This is a genomic window from Crocosphaera sp. UHCC 0190, assembly GCF_034932065.1.
In the GTDB taxonomy this organism is placed as follows: Bacteria; Cyanobacteriota; Cyanobacteriia; order Cyanobacteriales; family Microcystaceae; genus UHCC-0190.
Map to the genome: position 1 here is coordinate 169,664 of NZ_JAYGHP010000002.1, position 20,214 is coordinate 189,877.

General features: G+C 39.9%; 19 protein-coding genes. 12 read left to right on the forward strand and 7 right to left on the reverse strand.

The window, feature by feature from the left end:
- The first annotated feature begins 64 nt into the window (after positions 1-64).
- Together VB715_RS03895 and VB715_RS03900 are read left to right on the forward strand one after the other, a co-directional pair.
- Positions 65-1,228 carry a GuaB3 family IMP dehydrogenase-related protein gene (locus tag VB715_RS03895; protein WP_323299885.1) on the forward strand — a complete coding sequence of 388 codons (1,164 nt, stop codon included), beginning with the start codon at positions 65-67 and terminating at the stop codon, positions 1,226-1,228.
- A gap of 149 nt (positions 1,229-1,377) precedes the next feature.
- Complete coding sequence (locus VB715_RS03900; protein ID WP_323299886.1) at positions 1,378-1,836, forward strand: DUF29 domain-containing protein; 459 nt, start codon at positions 1,378-1,380, stop codon at positions 1,834-1,836.
- A 41-nt stretch (positions 1,837-1,877) separates the two neighbouring features.
- Here VB715_RS03900 and VB715_RS03905 read toward each other — a convergent pair whose 3' ends face one another.
- Positions 1,878-2,384 (reverse strand): DUF29 family protein, encoded by a 507-nt coding sequence (locus tag VB715_RS03905; RefSeq protein ID WP_323299887.1) that lies wholly within the window; start codon positions 2,382-2,384, stop codon positions 1,878-1,880.
- Positions 2,385-2,530: 146 nt separating this feature from the next.
- On the opposite strand from VB715_RS03905, the gene pds reads away from it, so the two are divergent.
- Both pds and crtB read left to right on the forward strand, forming a co-directional pair.
- Positions 2,531-3,958, forward strand: coding sequence for a 15-cis-phytoene desaturase (gene pds / locus VB715_RS03910; protein WP_323299888.1), 1,428 nt, complete (start codon positions 2,531-2,533; stop codon positions 3,956-3,958).
- 150 nt (positions 3,959-4,108) lie between these two features.
- A complete protein-coding gene (crtB, locus tag VB715_RS03915; RefSeq protein WP_323299889.1) occupies positions 4,109-5,041 on the forward strand; it encodes a 15-cis-phytoene synthase CrtB in 933 nt (310 codons plus the stop codon).
- Positions 5,042-5,276: 235 nt separating this feature from the next.
- Here crtB and VB715_RS03920 read toward each other — a convergent pair whose 3' ends face one another.
- The 3 genes from VB715_RS03920 to VB715_RS03930 form a co-directional block, all read right to left on the reverse strand.
- The gene (locus VB715_RS03920) at positions 5,277-6,119 is read right to left on the reverse strand and encodes a hypothetical protein (protein ID WP_323299890.1); all 843 of its coding nucleotides are present in this window, start codon (positions 6,117-6,119) and stop codon (positions 5,277-5,279) included.
- Between the two features lie 210 nt (positions 6,120-6,329).
- Positions 6,330-7,121 (reverse strand): hypothetical protein, encoded by a 792-nt coding sequence (locus VB715_RS03925; protein WP_323299891.1) that lies wholly within the window; start codon positions 7,119-7,121, stop codon positions 6,330-6,332.
- Positions 7,122-7,301: 180 nt separating this feature from the next.
- Positions 7,302-9,524: an IMS domain-containing protein gene (locus tag VB715_RS03930; RefSeq protein WP_323299892.1), complete on the reverse strand. Its 2,223-nt coding sequence runs from the start codon at positions 9,522-9,524 to the stop codon at positions 7,302-7,304.
- 348 nt (positions 9,525-9,872) lie between these two features.
- On the opposite strand from VB715_RS03930, the gene pdhA reads away from it, so the two are divergent.
- Positions 9,873-10,904, forward strand: a complete 1,032-nt coding sequence (gene pdhA, locus VB715_RS03935) for a pyruvate dehydrogenase (acetyl-transferring) E1 component subunit alpha (protein WP_323299893.1) — start codon at positions 9,873-9,875, stop codon at positions 10,902-10,904.
- A gap of 170 nt (positions 10,905-11,074) precedes the next feature.
- On the opposite strand, the gene VB715_RS03940 is transcribed toward pdhA, so the two are convergent.
- Positions 11,075-11,671 (reverse strand): tRNA-(ms[2]io[6]A)-hydroxylase, encoded by a 597-nt coding sequence (locus tag VB715_RS03940; RefSeq protein WP_323299894.1) that lies wholly within the window; start codon positions 11,669-11,671, stop codon positions 11,075-11,077.
- A 111-nt stretch (positions 11,672-11,782) separates the two neighbouring features.
- On the opposite strand from VB715_RS03940, the gene VB715_RS03945 reads away from it, so the two are divergent.
- Together VB715_RS03945 and VB715_RS03950 are read left to right on the forward strand one after the other, a co-directional pair.
- The gene (locus VB715_RS03945; RefSeq protein WP_323299895.1) at positions 11,783-12,157 is read left to right on the forward strand and encodes a hypothetical protein; all 375 of its coding nucleotides are present in this window, start codon (positions 11,783-11,785) and stop codon (positions 12,155-12,157) included.
- A 35-nt stretch (positions 12,158-12,192) separates the two neighbouring features.
- The gene (locus VB715_RS03950) at positions 12,193-12,870 is read left to right on the forward strand and encodes a DNA-processing protein DprA (RefSeq protein WP_323299896.1); all 678 of its coding nucleotides are present in this window, start codon (positions 12,193-12,195) and stop codon (positions 12,868-12,870) included.
- Positions 12,871-12,917: 47 nt separating this feature from the next.
- Here the strand turns inward: VB715_RS03950 and VB715_RS03955 are convergent, their stop codons facing one another.
- Positions 12,918-14,201, reverse strand: coding sequence for an ATP-binding protein (locus VB715_RS03955; protein ID WP_323299897.1), 1,284 nt, complete (start codon positions 14,199-14,201; stop codon positions 12,918-12,920).
- A 278-nt stretch (positions 14,202-14,479) separates the two neighbouring features.
- Between VB715_RS03955 and trpS the strand changes: the two genes are divergently transcribed.
- Both trpS and VB715_RS03965 read left to right on the forward strand, forming a co-directional pair.
- Entirely contained in the window at positions 14,480-15,490 is a 1,011-nt protein-coding gene (gene trpS, locus VB715_RS03960) for a tryptophan--tRNA ligase (protein ID WP_323299898.1), read from the forward strand.
- Between the two features lie 40 nt (positions 15,491-15,530).
- A complete protein-coding gene (locus VB715_RS03965) occupies positions 15,531-16,430 on the forward strand; it encodes a methylenetetrahydrofolate reductase (RefSeq protein WP_323299899.1) in 900 nt (299 codons plus the stop codon).
- A 515-nt stretch (positions 16,431-16,945) separates the two neighbouring features.
- Here VB715_RS03965 and VB715_RS03970 read toward each other — a convergent pair.
- Positions 16,946-18,628 (reverse strand): NAD(P)H-quinone oxidoreductase subunit 4, encoded by a 1,683-nt coding sequence (locus tag VB715_RS03970; RefSeq protein WP_323299900.1) that lies wholly within the window; start codon positions 18,626-18,628, stop codon positions 16,946-16,948.
- A 293-nt stretch (positions 18,629-18,921) separates the two neighbouring features.
- Here VB715_RS03970 and VB715_RS03975 point away from each other — a divergent pair, with 293 nt between their 5' ends.
- Genes VB715_RS03975 through VB715_RS03985 form a run of 3 tightly spaced genes read left to right on the forward strand, consistent with a single transcriptional unit; the run spans position 18,922 to position 20,203 of the window.
- Complete coding sequence (locus VB715_RS03975) at positions 18,922-19,587, forward strand: hypothetical protein (RefSeq protein ID WP_323299901.1); 666 nt, start codon at positions 18,922-18,924, stop codon at positions 19,585-19,587.
- Positions 19,584-19,922 (forward strand): hypothetical protein, encoded by a 339-nt coding sequence (locus VB715_RS03980; RefSeq protein ID WP_323299902.1) that lies wholly within the window; start codon positions 19,584-19,586, stop codon positions 19,920-19,922. The genes VB715_RS03975 and VB715_RS03980 overlap by 4 nt, the downstream gene beginning before the upstream one ends.
- A complete protein-coding gene (locus tag VB715_RS03985) occupies positions 19,922-20,203 on the forward strand; it encodes a GIY-YIG nuclease family protein (RefSeq protein ID WP_323299903.1) in 282 nt (93 codons plus the stop codon). The genes VB715_RS03980 and VB715_RS03985 overlap by 1 nt, the downstream gene beginning before the upstream one ends.
- Positions 20,204-20,214 lie beyond the last annotated feature (11 nt).

Genomic DNA, 20,214 nt, shown 5'->3' on the forward strand with positions numbered 1-20,214 from the left:
ATTCCCTAAAGCTCTCAAAATTTGGTAGCCTATTCTAATACTTAAGGGAATGGGATATAGAAGCGTGGATATAGTTATTGGTCGTGGTAAAACCGCCCGGCGAGCTTACGGAATCGATGAAATTGCCCTGGCCCCCGGCCTGTGTACCTTAGATCCGAGTTTAGCAGATACAAGTTGGACAATAGGCGGCATTGAACGCCAGATACCTATTCTAGCGAGTGCTATGGATGGGGTGGTTGATGTCAAAATGGCGGTATTATTGTCAGAATTAGGGGCGATCGGCGTTCTTAACCTAGAAGGCATTCAGACTCGCTATGAAGATCCTAATCCGATTTTGGATCGCATTGCTTCTGTGGGAAAATCGGAATTTGTCGGTTTAATGCAGCAACTCTACGCTGAACCCATTAAACCAGAATTAATTAAACAACGTATCATCGAAATTAAATCCCAAGGGGGCATTGCCGCAGTCAGTTTAACCCCAGTAGGAGCTTCCCAATACGGAAAAATTGTGGCTGAAGCAGGGGCTGATTTATTGTTTGTACAAGCGACAGTGGTATCAACGGCCCATTTGTCCCCTGAATCCATTCTTCCCCTTGATTTACGACAATTTTGCCAAGAAATGCCTATGCCAGTGGTTTTGGGCAATTGTGTCACCTATGAAGTGGCCTTAAATTTGATGAAGGCCGGAGCCGCTGCTGTTTTGGTCGGTATTGGGCCGGGTGCTGCTTGTACCTCTCGCGGCGTTTTGGGAGTTGGAGTGCCTCAACCAACTGCCGTCGCTGACTGTGCGGCCGCACGGGATGATTATCAACAAGAAACGGGCCGTTATGTTCCCGTCGTTGCTGATGGAGGTATCGTGACTGGGGGTGATATTTGTAAGTGTATCGCCTGTGGTGCTGATGCGGTGATGATTGGTTCTCCCATTGCTCGCGCTGCTGAAGCCCCTGGACGGGGTTATCATTGGGGTATGGCTACTCCTTCCCCTGTGCTGCCAAGGGGAACCCGTATTAATGTGGGAACTACGGGAACTATCAAGGAAATTCTCACAGGGCCGGCAAAATTAGACGATGGTACTCATAACCTCTTAGGGGCCCTGAAAGCAAGTATGGGAACTTTGGGGGCGAAGGATATGAAGGAAATGCAGCAGGTTGAGGTGGTTATTGCCCCTTCGTTATTGACGGAAGGCAAAGTCTATCAAAAAGCTCAACAGTTAGGCATGGGTAAGTAAATAGCAAACCAGGGTTGTTTCATTCTCCCTGACGCTGATACCCTAAAGGGTTCAGCTATAAGCTCAAAGCCCGCGAAGGCGGGCTTCCTATCATAACCCCAGGCTTGATACTGAGGGAATTTAAAGTTTCCTGTTCCCCGTTGAAAAAAATGACACTTATTAACCCTAATACAAGCCTAAAAGTTTTATATGAAACAGATTTTAACTTATGGCTTGAAACCATAGCTAATCTCCTGAAAAATGGACAATTAGACCAGTTAGATATTGATAATTTAATTGAAGAAATAGAAGGAATGAGTCGCAGTGAAAAAGATGCCTTAGAAAGTAATTTAAGAATCTTATTAATGCACTTACTAAAATGGCAATATCAACAGTCTAAGCGTTCTAACAGTTGGCTTTATACTATTAGAGAACATCGTAAAAGAATTCAAAAAGCTTTCAAAAAAAGTCCGAGTCTTAAGCCTTATTTTAATGATATATTTGCTGAATCTTACCAAGATGCTAGAGAATTAGCCGCAGATGAAACGGGGTTAGATATCAAGATATTTCCTCATAATTGTCCCTTCATAAAAGTAGATGTTATCAATTCAGATTATTTGCCAAATTAGTCATTCATTTTTAACCTTTCTTAGTTATACCAGTGTTGAGTTTACTGCCAATTTTCTCCCCCTGGTAATTTGGATAATTCATGATTAATTTCTGCTCTAATAGCTTTTCTAGAATAAGTATAAGTCATCTTTAAAAAGTGACAGGCTATCTTTTTAATATATTCTTCATTAACGTTTTCTCTGAGTTGAAAAGGATTATATTTACCCTCAAAAACTTCTAAACTAGCAGCAAAAATAGCATCTTCAAAAGTTTCATCTAAATAGTCTCCCCATTCCTGCTCTTTGAGATAATAAGATTTGTTATTTTCTTTGAGATTAAGGGATTGAATTTTTAAAATAGAATCTCGAATAGAGACTGCCCAAGAATTGGTTAATCGTTGTTCAACTTGATTTTTAATTAAATGTATGAGCAATCTTAACAAAAAACTTTGAATTTTTGCTAGAATTGCTTTTTTACTCATTTGTTCCAAATCATCGATAATTTCTAATGCTTCTTGATAACGACCTTCATTAATATAATTCCTGAGTTCTGTTAATTCTTGTGTCATAATTTATGATCTTTATTAATAATTTTGAATTGGAGTGGAGGGACTTGACCCCTGGGAGCAGAGAAATTTTGCCAATCTCAACAAAATGTAACGAAATGCAAAGTATAATGAGTAACACACACAAACCCTTACAGAGATTAGTATAAATGCGAGTTGCGATCGCCGGAGCAGGTTTAGCGGGCCTTTCTTGTGCCAAATATCTCGTTGATGCGGGCCACACCCCCATTGTACTAGAACGTCGAGATGTATTAGGGGGTAAAATAGCCGCCTGGAAAGATGAAGATGGAGACTGGTACGAAACCGGCCTACACATCTTTTTTGGGGCATATCCTAATATGCTGCAATTATTCCAAGAATTAGGCATTGAAGATCGCCTACAGTGGAAAGAACATTCCATGATCTTCAACCAACCCGAAACCCCTGGAACCTATTCCCGTTTTGATTTTCCTGATATTCCTGCCCCAGTCAACGGAATGGTGGCTATTTTAGGCAATAACGATATGCTTACCTGGGAAGAAAAAATTAAATTCGGCCTAGGGTTACTTCCGGCGATCGTGCGGGGACAAAGTTACGTCGAAGAAATGGATCGTTATTCTTGGTCAGAATGGCTGAAAAAACAGAATATTCCCTCTAGGGTGGAAAAAGAAGTCTTTATCGCCATGTCTAAGGCCCTAAACTTCATTAACCCCGATGAAATTTCCGCCACCATTTTATTAACGGCCCTAAACCGTTTCTTACAAGAGAAGAACGGCTCAAAAATGGCCTTTCTCGATGGTTCTCCCACAGAAAGACTCTGTGAACCCATTGTAGATTACATTACAGAACGGGGAGGAGAAGTCAGATTAAATGCGCCCTTAAAAGAAATTCTACTCAATGAAGACAATACCGTTAAAAGTTTTCTTTTAAGAGGGCTTAATGGCGCACCTGATGAGGTCTTTGAGGCGGATTTATACTTGTCAGCTATGCCCGTTGATCCTTTCAAGGTCATGTTACCTCAACCCTGGCGACAACTGCCAGAATTCAAGCAATTAGAAGGGTTAGAAGGGGTTCCCGTCATTAACCTCCATCTTTGGTTTGATCGCAAACTGACCGATATTGATCATCTATTATTCTCCCGTTCCGATCTACTTAGTGTCTATGCGGACATGAGTAACACCTGTAAAGAATACGCCAACCCTGATCGCTCCATGTTAGAGTTAGTCCTAGCTCCGGCCCAAGATTGGATTAGTCAATCGGATGAAGCGATCATCGCTGCGACTATGGCAGAATTAGAAAAACTCTTTCCTCAACATTTTAATGGGGAAAATCAGGCAAAATTGCTTAAATCCCATGTGGTAAAAACCCCTCGTTCTGTCTATAAAGCGACCCCAGGACGGCAACAATGCCGCCCGTCCCAAAAAACATCAATTGCTAACTTTTATTTAGCTGGAGACTACACCATGCAGAAATATCTAGGGAGCATGGAAGGGGCGGTACTTTCGGGAAAATTAGCGGCGCAAACCATCGCCCAAGACTATCCGGCTCAGCTTCCCATATCTCAGTCAGAACCGACGAAACAACCCTCCTTAGTGTAAGCTAAAGACTAACCTTTTAGAAGGTTAAAAATGACCGATTAACCTATCCCTAATGACGAAACGGCCATTGAATGCGACAATGCTAAATGGCTAACGCTCAAGGATTCGGTTCCGTCCCCCTACTATAAAAAATCATTCTGCTTGTGCTGAATGCTGCAACTGCCTAAACCCCCCCAACCCCAAAAAGTCCTCGTCTCTCTCGAAGAGGCCTACGAACTCTGTCGCCAAATTACCCAGAAGTATTCTAAAACGTTTTACCTGGGAACCTTATTGATGCCCCCCGAAAAACGTCGGGCCATCTGGGCCATCTATGTTTGGTGTCGGCGCACTGATGAATTAGTTGATGGCCCCCAGGCCCAATATACAACCCCAGAAACTCTCAAACAGTGGGAAGACCACTTAAACGCCCTATTTTCCGGTCATCCCCTGGATGATGAAGATGTGGCTTTGGTGGATACTCTAGAACGTTTCCCTGTGGAAATTAGCCCCTTTCGGGATATGATCGCAGGACAGCAGATGGATTTGTATCGCAGTCGCTATGAAACCTTTGAGGAACTGAAACTATACTGTTACCGCGTTGCGGGGACGGTGGGGTTAATGTCCAATGCGGTCATAGGTATCGAAAAAGATCAGGTGATCCCACCTTGGGAACAAAATCAACCGAAATACATTCCCCAAGAAGAAGCGATCGCCCTAGGAATTGCTAATCAATTGACTAATATTCTGCGGGACGTAGGAGAAGATGCCCAACGGGGACGAATCTACTTACCCTTAGAAGATTTGGAACGGTTTAATTATACTCAAGAAGATTTATTTAAGGGCGTGATTGATGATCGTTGGCGAGATTTAATGCGCTTTGAAATTCAACGGGCCCGTCAATATTATAAAGACGCAGAACGGGGAATTCGTGTCCTCAGTCGAGATTGTCGTTGGCCGGTTTGGACCGCTTTGATGCTTTATCAGGGTATTCTGAATGGGATCGAAGCTAATGATTATGATGTCTTTAGTAAACGGGCTTTTGTGGCTACCCCGAAGAAAATGCTTTATCTTCCTGTCGCTTGGTTAAGGGCGCAAGTGCTTTGATGTTTTTCTGGGGAAGAAAAAGAGGTCTAAAACCGATTTTCAATTGGTTTTAGCAAGTCTCATGGGTTCTATAGGGGTTCTGGTTGAAGCAGGGAGTAAACCTCAATGTGTCATGTTATGTCGCGTTGTATCAGTTTTATGTAGCAGTGAACAGCCATCCGATGAGGAATCGGGACTTGCTTCTCGTGAGGCGTTTTGCGTAACTTTCCTGTCAGGGATAAATAATATTAAGCCCCTACCGCTTGGTAACAGCTAATAAGCCTGATAATAAACTAAAAGCTAACAATCCTTTCGCCAGATTTGGTTCAGGAACCTCCGGTATCGGGGGATTTGGATCAACGGCTGCTTCGACAAATGTTATGGATGCGTCTACGGCAGTCGGGCCACTTAAGATTAGTTCAAAGGCACCCACATTAGCAAAATTTGCCCCACCAGAAAATCCGGCTAGAGTGGTAAAGTTGGCAAAATTATAAAAGGTTTTGGTGGGGGAACCACTAATAGCATTAAAAGTTTTGCTAAGAGTCGATGCACTATTGTTATCTGTATAGATATTAACTGTAATCTGTAAACCTTGGTCAGCCGATATTAATTCTAGGCCAATACTATCAAGTGCGCCCATCAAGGTAAAATCCCTGCCAACACCTCCATTATTTGTTCTTAACCCAGTGGTATTAATACCATTGGTAAAACTTTCATTGACCCCATCCCAAACAACTCTTAATTTGGAGTCAACTCCATCCCCATTATTCCAGGATAAAGAACTAGATCCCATGTCGGCGAAAACCACACTGTCACTAACGTTAGGAGGATTACTATTCATCACGTCGAATAAAATTAATTCTCGATATTGCCCAACTACATTAGATTCTGAGTTAGGGCCGTTTTGATCTTGTGTGGGGAAGCCGGAGTCAGGATCTGTCGAAACAAATTGAAACCCGTCCACAGACTCGTCAAAACTGTCAAGAACTAAATTTATAGCTTGCGCTTTGCCTGAATAGATTGTCATGGTGGCTAATAAGCCAACACCACAGTTAATTAATAGTTTAGAGGGAATGTTTACCCCATTCGTTGTTTTCATATTCTCCTATTTCCTTTGAAAGCAGTGACTAAATCAAAAAGTTAGATCTGATTGTTTAAAAATATATTTTCAGCCAAAAGGCAAGGAGTTCAATCGGGTTAAAACCCGTAAAAAGCGGTTTTTTGCATTTTTTCGTCAAGGTATCCTCTTTTGAAGAATCTCCCCTCAACTCGAAGGGTTAAGGGTAAGACTGCTCAGAAATTCACAAACTTACCTTTGTTTCAATTTTTGCCGTTTGCCAGTAAGTCCGGCTAAGGTTGCTGCACTGGATAAAGCTAACAGGGAAACCACAGGTTCAGTTACGGGTGGGGGAGCATCGCGGGTGGTCAAGATCTCAAATCTCGCATCAATGGCGTTTGCTGTTCCATTGACGACTAATTCAATGGCTCCAATGGTATCCACAGCGAAATTGACACCACCCCCTTCCGTAGCCATAAATTGAGAGAATTCAAAAGTAAAATCCGTAGGCGTTCCGTTTGGTACTATTCCGAGGTTAGCAATGGTCAATGCAGATTTTTTGCTACCTGAATACACATTAATGGTGGCTTGAGTACCCAAAATATCGATGAAGCTTGAGGTTAAAATAAAGGCATCGGCCGTCTTGAGACTAAGATTCAAGCCATTACGGTCAATCACATTGAAATTAGTGTCCGCGTCCCAGACAACATTGAACCTTGAGTTAAAGCCCGTGGGATTAGACCAAGATAGGGTTCCTGCATTATTGGTGGGACTAACTGTTATAGTGCTTCCCGCTATAGGTGGACCAGTTCCAGCTGTCTTCGTTAGAGTTAAATCTCTGGTTCCCCCTACAGTGGCCATTCCCAGTCCTGATGAGGACACCCCCACGGTTGTTCCGTTGGCGAGATTACGATTAAGAGTAAGACTGCCGTTGGTTGGCAGATCAAAGGTATCAATAATGGTTGCTGCTTGAGCATTGCCCACACCCACGAGACTGGCTAAGGTTAGCCAACCCGTCATTCTTAAAGCACTCACACACTTCATAATTATTGACACTGATTAAAGTAATTTAGTATTGGGTAAAATCTGCTAACAGACACGGGTAAGTTTATCCCTATTTACTCAATGTTGTCAAGGGTAGAAAATATATAAAAAAATTTCCCTAAAATTCGACCGAAAGTCGCTAATTTTAGCAAGATTAGTTATTAATCCAACAGCCCTAATTTAGTTAATAACATTAATATTCTGAATTAACCAGCGATCGCCTTGACGAACTAAATCATAGCGAACTTGCAGATTATCATTATAGGCTCGGCCTTTTTGTCCTTGTTGATAGAATTGAGCGACTTCTTGAACATTCGCCTCTACTATTGCTTTGTTAGGATCATTCTTGTTGGCTTGAAAATCTTTAAATTTAACTTGATGCTGATAAGTCCAATAATTTTGATTTTGCTTGAGTTTTTCAGCGCGATCGCGCCATTGAGACAATAAAGGATTGACTAAAATTTTATTCAGGGCATCAAGATCGTGTTGTTTACCAAAAGCTTGAGCCTTGCTCGATAGCCACATTTCCACTACCTGTGTTGCTCCTTCCGTTGTCAACATTCCTGTGGGGGTAGTAATTTGAGCATCAGCCGGGGGAATCTCAATCAGGGACTGATGTAAGGATACCCCATACTGATCTTTTTCCAGAGCAGCTAAGGGAGAAGTCCCCTGATGGATAAATGCCACAGATAATCCAACTAGCCCTAAACCGCCCAAAACCGTGAGTCCCATTTTCGGACTGAAAGCGAGGGTGCGACGGGGTCTTCGCCGAGAAGGAGCATGGGGTTTGGTTGAAGGGTCTACCGTCCCAGTAGAGACAGGGGCCGAGGGCTTTAATGGGGGGGGTGGGGAAGGCTCAAGGTTGGTAGAAACCCTTGGCTCTTCATGGGCTTGTTGCTGATAATTGCGCTTGTATTTACGACGACGGGCCGAACGAATATCAACGGGGGCTGTAGAGGGAGTTGGCATAGCTGGCATTGCGGCCGCTACTGCCGCACCACCCCCACTAACCATGACCTGATTTTGTTGATAAACTGGATAAGCAATTGCAGCAGAGCGACTGCTGGCGGCCTTGCCTAAGACCCGATTTTGCGTCACACTTTGGGCCGCTGAGACTTCCTTTTCCTGTTGTATTAAGGTGAGTTGTTCGAGATAGACTTGAACCTCTTGGTCAGCAAAATATTCTTTTAAAGAGGGTCGTTGCTTGGCTAAATCTCGGAAATGACTAAATACTTCCGTTTGTAACCAATGCTCTCCGTATAAGCAAAGTCCTGGCAACAAATCGGGAGAACCTTGAGAACAGTCCTGAATGTATTTTAAAGCTTGTTGATCCTGACACCGTTCTAGGGCTTGGGTGGCTGTCTGGGTTTGTCCCAATAATAAGCCACAAATAGCCTGCTCAATGGACACATCTTGACGCTGTTCTAAGCCATCTAAAATGGTCTGTGCTTCCACCATTAAGGCGGGTTCTTTTTTGGCAAAACCACGGGCGATCAGGGCATATACCCCTAAATAAGCGGCTACGGATGAGGGACGTTGTGCTTCAGCGAGAAACAAATCCTGCTGTTCTTGGGCTGTCAGATAAGTCCGAATTTGTTGAATAAAGCGCAAAAAGTCATCAATCCCTAGACCTGAGCCATCATCCCCTCGACCATCAATCCCTTGTCGCTCTTGTAACATGGACTTGAGTAGTTCTATCCCTGTCTCACGGGCGGCTTTCTTGGTTTCCGGTTGGACTAATAATTCTAAAATGCGGTAGGGTCGCAATTTATCAAGTTCTGTCTGAATTTCGGATTGAAGGCCAGGAAAAAGGCTGTTTTTACCCAGTAAACTCAGTCCTTTAACGCCATAAACTGCCGCTTTGTCATATTTTTCTTGTTGCCATTGTTCCCGACTAATTTCTAAATAGGCCAGGGCAATGCTTAAAATTGTATCAGCCCGATTTTTGGCGGCCGTATCGGTTAATTCTAAGGTCAAAGAGGAGGAGGGCAAACTGTTGAGATAACGTTCCCCAAATTTGATCACTAGCTCGTATTCTCCTAACTCTTGGAGAATTAAGAGGCTACCGGGTAACTGTTGCGGTTCAATTTCAATTCCTGACGCTTTGGCTGAGGAACTTTCCTCTGTAGGCTCCGTCCCTGACCAGGAGAAACCTCCTTCGCTTACGGATTCATCAGACAACTGATCTTGGAGAAATTGCGCTTCATAGGCGGCTTTCTGGCCGGGATCGCAAAAAAGGCCATAGGCTTTATCTAGCAACTGCTTTCTCGCTTTGATCGCTGTTTGGCTATATTCCCGACGGGGTAATTGAACACTACGATCTCGATAAGCTTGGCGAAGTTGCTCATCTGTGGCTTGGGGAAAAATTCCCAAAATTCTGTAGTAGTCGAGCGGTATGCGCACGGTTGACTTCCTCAGAGCAGGGTGACTCAGTAGATTTGGGATTACAAGAGTGATGATAATTTACCATCGGACATTGGTTAGGGATTTTTGGCTGTCTTCGGGTAAAGACATTAGTTGGGAAAATTGTAACTTAAAGGTTCATTTTAGTAAAAGTTTTTTATTTATTTTCAATTCAATCGCTTTACTTGACGATGCCTATTCAGTTTAAACTGAAACTGGAGGTTATTGTTTTTTTTCTTTAAGCCTCTAGGATAGCTCACCTAAGTATATGATTGTAGCGGTATTTTTTCATCTTGGTTGGCTCTCCTTTTTGACAGTTCAAATGTTCTTTATTATTGTTTAGTTTTTATGGTTTCTGAACGTATTTTGCCTGAATTTAACACAACTGCTGTCCAAATTACCAAGGAGGAAGGCTTAATCCTCTACGAAGATATGACCCTAGGACGGCTGTTTGAGGATAAATGTGCTGAAATGTATTATCGAGGCCGAATGTTTGGCTTTGTCCACCTCTACAATGGACAAGAAGCGGTTTCTACGGGCATTATTAAATCTTTACGTTCTGATGAAGATTATGTGTCGAGTACCTACCGAGATCACGTCCATGCTTTGAGTTGTGGGGTTCCCCCTCGTGAGGTGATGGCGGAGTTATTTGGTAAGGCCACAGGCTGTAGTAAAGGGCGCGGTGGTTCGATGCACTTATTCTCGGCAAAACACCGTTTATTGGGGGGCTATGCTTTTGTGGCTGAAGGTATTCCGGTGGCTACGGGAGCAGCTTTTCAGAGTAAATATCGACGGGAAGTGATGGGGGATCAAAATGCGGATCAAGTGACGGCCTGTTTCTTTGGAGATGGGGCCAGCAATAATGGTCAATTTTTTGAATGTTTGAATATGGCCGCCCTTTGGAAGTTGCCGATTATTTATGTGGTAGAAAATAATAAATGGGCGATCGGTATGGCTCATGATCGGGCAACCTCTCAACCGGAAATCTATAAAAAAGCTAGTGTCTTTAATATGGTTGGGGTGGAAGTTGATGGGATGGATGTCTTAGCGGTGCGACAAGTGGCCCAAGAGGCTGTGGCCCGCGCCCGTGCTGGAGAAGGACCAACCTTGATCGAAGCCTTAACTTATCGTTTTCGCGGCCATTCTTTGGCTGATCCTGATGAAATGCGATCGCCGGATGAAAAAGAATTTTGGGGCAATAAAGATCCCATTCAACGATTAGCTAATTATTTGATAGAACATAATTTAGCGAATCAGGATGAATTAAAAGCGATTCAGCAAAAAGTTCAAGCCTCTGTTGATGATGCGGTTAAGTTTGCAGAGGAAAGTCCTGAACCCGATCCTAGTGAATTATATCGTTATGTTTTTGCTGAAGATTAACCGTAGGGTGGGCATTGCCCACCCTACCTTTTAGTTTTAACTAGCTATCAGCTATCAGCTATCAGCTATCAGCCTAAAATTTTGTTTATAGGTAATGGTATCTGAAAGCTTGGGTTTAAATCCCCTTGTCTTTAAAGCTGACTACTGATTGCTGACTGCTGATTGCTTTTTTAACTATGAATTCTTGGTTGAGGATGTAAAGTGGCTAAAATTTCACTTTCAATGATTGATAATTCATCAAGTCTTGTTTGTACTAAATCTCGATCATAATAAGTATCTGCTAATACCCAATAAATGCCATAATGTCGCGCTTCTGATGCCATTAAACTGCGGTAAAATTTAGCTAAATTGTCATCAGGACAATGTTTACCTAATAGTCCTAATCTTTCGTGGGATCTCGCTTCTATTAAGGCAGCAACTAACAGAGAATCTAACAATCTTTCGGGTTCTTGGTTTCTCATTGCGCCCCTTAATTTTGCTCCATAGGGAGGGGAAGAAATGGGGCCTAGGGGAATATTTCTCTGTTCTAACCATTGATTAACTTGTTCAAAATGTTCTAATTCTTCTTGGGCAATAACGGTTAATTTTCTGACTAAAACCGTATTAGAAGAATAACGAAACATCAAATTTAAGGCAACACCTGCGGCTTTTCTTTCACAATGGGAATGATCTAATAAAATTACATCTAAATTATTAATTGCTTGTTCGATCCAAGCTTCTTGAGTAGGGGTTTTTAAGATACTAATTTTTGTTTTTTCTGTTAGCATAATTCATTTTTCAAGACAAAATATTGGTAATATAGGAAAAATCAATATCCTATTGTGAATTTTATCAAAAGGATTGGGAATACTACTAATATAATTAATTTTCATTTTTCTATGACAAGTCAACTTCATGACAAGGCGTTACGATACCTCCGTAATGCTTTAAATAACCCTAATGCTAACTTTCGAGACGGACAGTGGGAAGCTATTTCAGACTTAGTGCAGAATCGTTCTCGTTTGTTAGTCGTTCAAAGGACAGGATGGGGACAATTAGTCAAACAGGGAAAATATGAAACTAATCATTTTGATGATCAATTAGTAGAAGCAATGGCAGAAATGATTCAACGCTGGAACCCTGAACCCAAACCCACTTGGATAACTTGTATTCCTTCTCTCAATCGTCCCCATTTAGTCCCAAATTTTGCCCAAAAACTGGCTAATCGCTTACAAATCCCTTTTATTCCAGTGGTTAGCAAAATCAAAAATTAAATATAGGTAAATTAGATTCTAACCGATTAGTTGCATTGCTACAAAGAGGTGGTTTATTAGCTTTAACGGTTGAAAAATGGTTCAATCAAGGTTTATGGGTCATCAGTCGTGCTGATAGTAACTATCCTCAAAGATTAAAACAACAATTGAAAAGCTTAGCTCCTCCTATTTTATATGGGATTGGTAATCAAGATTTATTATTAAAAGGAGGGTTAGCTGTTGTGGGTTCTCGTAATGTTGATCAAGAAGGATTAGACTATACTTATCGAATAGTAGAAACCTGTGCAGAACAAAAGATTCAAGTGATTTCAGGCGGTGCAAAAGGGGTTGATCAAGCTTCGATGTTAGGAACATTAAAAGCAGGAGGGACAGCAATTGGCATATTAGCAAATAACTTACTTAAAGCATCTGTTAATGGCCAATATCGTCCTAGTATTAAAGAAGGAAAATTGACCTTAATTTCTGCGGTTGATCCTAACGCTTCTTTTCATGTTGGTAACGCTATGGGACGCAATAAATATATCTATGCTTTGGCTAATTATGGGTTAGTTATTAGTGCTGACCATAACACAGGTGGAACATGGGCAGGAGCAACAGAAGCTTTAAATATAATTAAGAATGTACCTGTTTTGGTGCGAATGCAGGGAGCAATACCAGAAGGAAATCAAGAGTTATCAAACAGACTGAAAATAAACAAGTTATTTATAAATTAAATGAGATATAATTCAAATAATCTATAGATAAAGATGATGGTAAATTGTTAATATTTTAACCCTAATTCTCCCTGGAGAAAATCAATAAATTGTCTAGCACTTCTTCCAGATCTACCATTATGTTTAGTTGCCCATTGTTTCGCCCTAAATTCTAAATCTTCTGGGGGTAAATTTAGATTTGCTTCTGTTGCTAAATGATGGACAATTTTGAGATAAGTTTCTTGATTTGCAGGTTCAAAAGTTAAGGTTAAACCAAAGCGATCGCTAAAGGATAATTTCTCTTGTACGGTATCCCAATTATGAATTTCATCAGCATCACTGGGACGAGGACGATCATCAAAAAATTCCCTAATTAAATGTCTTCTATTTGATGTTGCATAAACGATAACATTTTTTGCTCTCGCGGTAACACTTCCTTCTAAAACTACCTTTAAAGCTTTAAAAGAATCGTCATCTTCTTCAAAGGATAAATCATCAACAAAGATAATAAACTTTTGTGGAACATTTCTTAATTTATCGACAATTAACGGTAAATTGTATAACTGAGATTTATTGACTTCTACTAATCTTAATCCTTGGGAACTATACTGATTTAATAAACCTTTAACTAGGGAAGATTTACCCGATCCACGACTACCATATAATAAGACATGAAGAGCCGTATAACCAGAAAGTAGAATTTCTGTATTTTTGATCAAGGTTGCTTTTTGTGCTTCATAACCGACAATTTCAGTTAATTTAATGGGATCAGGATTAGCAATACCCATTAATTGATTATCTTGCCATTGTAATGCTTTATATTGAGCAAAAATTCCTGTCCCATGTTGACGGTAATAATTAGCTAATTCTTCTAAGCAATTTTCCCAAAGCTCTTGTTTATGTAAAAAAGTATTGTCTTTATTCTCAAATTGGACAATAAAGGGAGAAAAAGGAACTTTTGCGGCTTCTTTTACCCATTGGCTAACGGCTTCTAAGGGAAGATTATATAAAGTGTTTAAAATACTTAAATCATGTTCAGTGGCCTCAATTAAAGACTTTGGTACATTAGATAAAAAATCAGATTGAACTTGTTGACTAAAAGGATTATTATCGACTAAAATTCTTTTAACAAGATAATCTTGCCAACTAATGCCTTGAGATGCCAAGGTTTTAAACCAATGACTATAGGCCGTCAAACAGTTAAAATTAATGGTATCTGGAACACGATTATAAATAGAATTTAAAAGTTTAAGAAATGCTTGACCAATTTCATCCTCAAAAATGGATTGGTACAAAAGTAAAGAGGCAATTTCTTGATGAATGAGGTAATAATAGTTTAAGTCTTGATTCATGTTTTCAGGAAATACTTATTCTTAAGATGACTCAGTATAGGACAAAAAATAGGAAAAAATGTTGATCGATTGATAACCATTGACCTTAACGCTCGTAGTAAGCCCTAAAGGGCTTATCATAGGGCTAAAGCCCCGACTACGAACTTAATAATCTATTGCCTCATTTTAACTGTATTAATCCACTACAGTGAAATCGGAGAACTTTTTTACATAATCACCAGGATCAGGCATAATTGTAAAGAAATAATACAGTTAAGAAAAATTCAGATAGGGGTAGAATGGGAAAACAACGGGTCTTATCAGGGGTACAACCAACCGGAAACCTGCATCTAGGCAACTATTTAGGGGCTATTCGCACCTGGGTAGACATCCAAGAAAACTATGATAACTTCTTTTGTGTGGTCGATTTACACGCGATTACCGTCCCCCACAACCCCAAAACCTTAGCTCAAGATACTTATACTATAGCGGCTCTTTATCTCGCCTGTGGCATTGATTTAAACCACGCTACCATCTTTGTTCAATCCCATGTGACGGCCCATGCGGAACTAGCTTGGTTATTAAACTGTATCACACCTTTAAACTGGTTAGAAAGGATGATTCAGTTTAAAGAAAAAGCCGTTAAACAAGGAGAAAATGTCAGCGTTGGACTATTAGATTATCCCGTATTAATGGCAGCAGATATTTTATTATATGATGCCGATCGCGTGCCTGTGGGAGAAGATCAAAAACAACATTTAGAATTAACTAGAGACATTGCGGCCCGGTTTAACGATCAATTTGCTACTCCTGAAAACCCTGTTTTAAAAATACCTGAACCCTTAATTCGTACAGAAGGGGCCAGAGTAATGAGTTTAACCGATGGCAGCCGAAAAATGTCAAAATCCGACCCATCAGATCTCAGTCGTATTAATTTATTAGATCCTCCTGAATTAATTGGCAAAAAAATTAAACGCTGTAAAACTGACCCCATTAAAGGCCTAGAATTGGACAATAAAGAACGTCCTGAATGTAACAATTTATTAGGCTTATATGGATTATTATCAGGAAAGACGAAACAAGAAGTTATCCTTGAATGTCAAGATATGGGATGGGGACAATTTAAACCCTTACTCAGTGAGACAACGATAGCAGCCCTCGAACCAATTCAACTAAAATATCAAGAGATCATGGATAATAAAGATTATTTAGATTCTGTTTTACGAGATGGCAAAGAGAAAGCTGAAGCCGTTGCTAATCACACTTTAAACAGGGTTAAAGACGCATTAGGCTATTTACCCACCCTTTAATCATTTTATTCAATTCTTATTATTTATTGTGACTCGTTCTATGATTAACCATTTTCGCCAAGCTGCCCAAAATAAGGAATTTCTGATCACCGCAGAAGTCACGCCCCCCAAGGGAGGAAACCCCACCCGAATGTTAGAGATGGCCAAACAACTCAAAGGGAGAGTCCATGGGGTAAATGTCACAGATGGTAGTCGGGCCGTGTTGCGGATGTCTTCTGTGGCTGCTTCTGCTTTATTATTGCAGTATGGCATAGAACCAATCTGTCAGGTGGCTTGCCGCGATCGCAATGTTATTGGCCTGCAAGCAGACTTGATGGGAGCCTATGCCCTGGGATTACGCAATATTCTAGCCTTAACAGGCGATCCCGTCAAAGCAGGAGATCACCCGAAAGCCAGAGCCGTTTTTGAGTTAGAATCGGTAAGATTGCTCAAATTGATTGATAATCTCAATCGTGGGGTAGACTATAATCAGAAGTCTTTACCCGATGACCCCTTAGATTTATTTGTGGGGGCCGCAGTTGATCCCCAGTCTTCTAGTTGGTCAGGGTTACAACGAAGATTTGAGAGTAAATTGGCAGCCGGGGCGCAATTTTTTCAGAGTCAATTAATTACAGATTTTGATAAATTAGACAAATTTATGCACCAAATTGCAGCTAAATCAGATAAGCCAATTTTAGCAGGGATTTTCTTATTAAAGTCGGCGAAAAATGCTCAATTTATCAAGAAGAATGTACCAGGGGTAGAGATTCCTGATAGTATTATTAAACGTTTAGCTGATGCAGATGAACCCTTAAAAGAAGGGGTGAAAATTGCAGCTGAACAAGTACAATTAGCTAAACAATTGTGTCAAGGAGTTCATATAATGGCTGTTAAACGAGAAGATTTAATCCCCGAAATTTTGGATCAAGCAGGTATTTCTCCCATTATTATTAAGGGTTAATTTAACAAAGATATCTTTGTTTTAAAATTCGGTTTCATGTTAAAAATCTCCAGTTTCCATTTAAAAAAAGAAATATTCAATATCATCATGTTTCATTCAATTCTAACAACTTTTGCAGATGATTGGAATAGTCCAGAAATTAGTATTTATGATAATTATGAACAAAATAGAGCCAAACTTCAAGCGCGGTAATGTCAAGATAATAAAATAAAGGCAGTAAAACAAGGATATAAAACGATGAAGCGTCTTGAATTTCCTGTAGAATATAGCTTTATAATATTATTGTTCATCAGGCTAGATTAAGTATAGAAGAATGGAATAATCTCCAAAGAAACATATTCACTAGACTCACTTTTACATTGGAATTTTTTAAAATTTTGATGACGTAAATCAACTTCTATTATTGCTATTAATTCATCAATTTTTAATGTAACTAAATCCAATTTTCGGCAAGCTTCTAGCCATATGGTCACGGGCAAAATGGTTATAATCGTCATTTTGCCCTAATTAACCGATTAATGGGACAGATCTAAACTTGATGCTAATTCAGACACTTCTTGAATTTTGGGAGCAAAAGCATAAATCTCAGGATTAATTTCAGCAATTTGTTGATAGGAGTTACGAACCTGAGCATTAATTGCAACCGTCTTCACATCATACATTTGGGTAAAGAACTTTGGATAAAAGCCAATACCAATAATTAAGACGATGAAACTAAAAGCAATTAGGAGTTCACGGGGTTTAGCATCGCTAAAATCTGCATCTGTGGGTAAAACACAACTATTCCCAAAACAGACCGCTTTTTCTTCCCCAGATTTGAGAGATTGGGTATCAACCAATCCGCAGGTTAAGGCCCTATCCGAACCATAGAACAATTGCCGTAGCATCGACAAAAGATAAATGGGGGTCAAAATCAGTCCTATTGCTGCTAAAAATACGGTAACAGTGCGGAAAATAGAACTATAAACATCACCGCTCGTTACTCCGACGAAAACAGAAATTTCACTAGCAAAACCACTCATTCCAGGTAGTGCGAGAGAAGCCATAGCACCAATGGTAAAGAGGGCAAAGACTTTGGGCATTATTTGTCCAATATCGCCCATTTCGTCTAAAAACATGGTGTGGGTGCGATCATAAGTGACACCAGCCAGGAAGAATAACAACGCCGCAATTAACCCGTGGGAAATTAACTGCAACATCGCACCACTGATACCAATATCGCTAAAGGAGGCAATACCGAGCAAAACAAACCCCATGTGAGACACGGAGGAGTAGGCGAGACGGCGTTTCATGTTGGATTGGCCAAAGGAGGCAAAACCGCCGTAAACAATGTTAATTACTCCCAAAATAACTAAGATGGGCGCAAAATAGACATGAGCTTCGGGGAGCATTTCTAAGTTCAGGCGAATTAAGCCATAGGCTCCCATTTTTAGTAATACTCCCGCCAGAATCATGGAAACGGGCGAGGAAGCTTCCCCGTGGGCATCGGGCAACCAAGTATGAAGGGGGAAAATGGCTAATTTAACCCCAAAAGCGATTAATAATCCAGCGTATAGGGGCAATTCTAAGGCGAGAGGATAGTTTTTAGCGGCTAATTCCACCATATCGAAGGTCATCTGACCACCTCCATAGAGTCCCATAGCTAAGGCGGCGATTAAAATGAAGATAGACGCGGCTGCCGTGTAGAGTAGGAATTTCATGGCTGCATAACGTCGTTTTTGACCTCCCCAGATGGAAACCAGGAGATAGACGGGAACTAACTCTAATTCCCACATAATAAAGAGTAACAGTAAGTCTTGAGCGACAAATACCCCTATTTGGGCTGAATATAACAGCAACATTAAAAAATAGAATAATTTTGGCTTGCGATCGACTTGCCAGGCGGCAAAGATCGAAAGGGTTGTTACCAGTCCCGCCAAGAGAACAAGAGGCATGGAGATCCCATCGACGGAAACAGCCCAACTTAGTCCAATTTGGGGCAACCAAGGGTATTTTTCAGCGAGTTGAAAGCTTGGGTTACTAATATCGTAATTAGCCCAAAATACATAGCACATAAGGACGAAATCCGCAAGACCTACCCCTAGGGCGTACCAACGGACTAATTTACCATCTTTATCAGGCAATAGGGGAATACCACAGGCAGCAAGAAGTGGTAATGCGATAATTGCCGTTAACCAAGGAAATTGGGCGGTTATCATGTTTTTTATATCAAAAAACTATTTTTTAGATTATTGATGGTATTGTATCAGACTTTGTAAATTTTTATAAATATTTTTTTCTAATAGGCCAATTAATTAGACAAAATCAAATCATTCTAGTGAATATACATACAACAAAACAACCTCAATACATTCTACAAGAGTAGCGATCGCATGATAGAAGGAAGAAGATAACACAAAATTTCAAGAATATTTAAAAATAATCTCATCCCTGATAATTTTTTTAGAGTTTTGGGCATTCTAAACACATAATAGTTTTGAGACAATACTAAATGAATGATCGAGATAACCCTAAAATCCGAGATAAAGTACAATTGACCCAACCAGAGCAACTATATCAAATTAGAGATAAAGAGGGAAACATTATTGATTTAGAACAAGCGAACGGGAGAGAACTTTTTAATCATTATCGTCATAATGTAACTAATTATGATCAAGTTCTTGATAATCGTCGTGATCAACAAGGTTATGTAACAGGAAGACAAGAAAAAGAAGCGGTTATTGGTGCTGCGGAACAAGTTCTTGAAAAATATCGAGATGAACATATCAAAGTTATTAAAGATGGTCAAAAAAAAGGAGCTTTAATAAAGCAATGGTTCGATAAAGTAGGAGTCGGTACTGCATTAGCTTTTACTCATCTTCTTGATTCCTGGTCAGAAAAAATTAAAGAAGTCGCTAAACTGCAAAATAGCCAACGAACTTTACAAACCTGGAATGATACCTATCGAGTACAGAGAGAACTGGTTAAAAAACTCCTAAAAGATGAAGAAGTCTCTGAAGAAATTATCGAAAAAGTCAATAAAATATATAGCACTCGTTCAGTAAATAAAGTGGTTGAATTAGGTACAGATTTATTTGATTTAAAAAAATCTGAAATGCTAAAATTAGTTAAATCTGCAATCAGATATGCAAAACTAAATGAAGAGAGTAAATCATGAAATTACAAGAAATCAAGCAAAAAGTTTATCAATTGACTTGTACAAAAAATACAAAAATCTTAAAAAAACAACGTCCTGAACTGGTCAAAAATAGAGATTTGCGATACAAAATACAATGGATAGCGATTCTAGACGAAGTAAAACTCTTACGAAGTCAAGGTCTAGATTTTTCCTTAACTGATTTAGAAGAATCCGAAAAAATGCTAAAAAAATCATTACTTACTGTTGGTCATTTGGCCGGTTTAAGTAATGAAATGATTGAGCTTGACTGGCAACGAATTAAACTTGAAAACCAATTTACTGATATTCATGATATTCATATAGAGGAATTATAATGAGAGTCTGTCTTACTGAAATTGAGAAACTCCCACGGGTTAGTGGAATCTATAAAGTGATTGATTCTCAAAGTAAAGTAATTTATATTGGACAATCAAAAAATATTTACAAACGCTGGAAAAATGGCCATCATAAACTGGCTAAAATTGTTAGTGAATATGGAACAGATATTTATATTGAATGGGTTGAAATTCCTGAATGGTTACTTAATAGAGTAGAAAATACAGCAATTTCATTTTATCAACCTAAGCTAAATTCTAAACTTCCGCCTATTATATAAAAAAAGGTGCG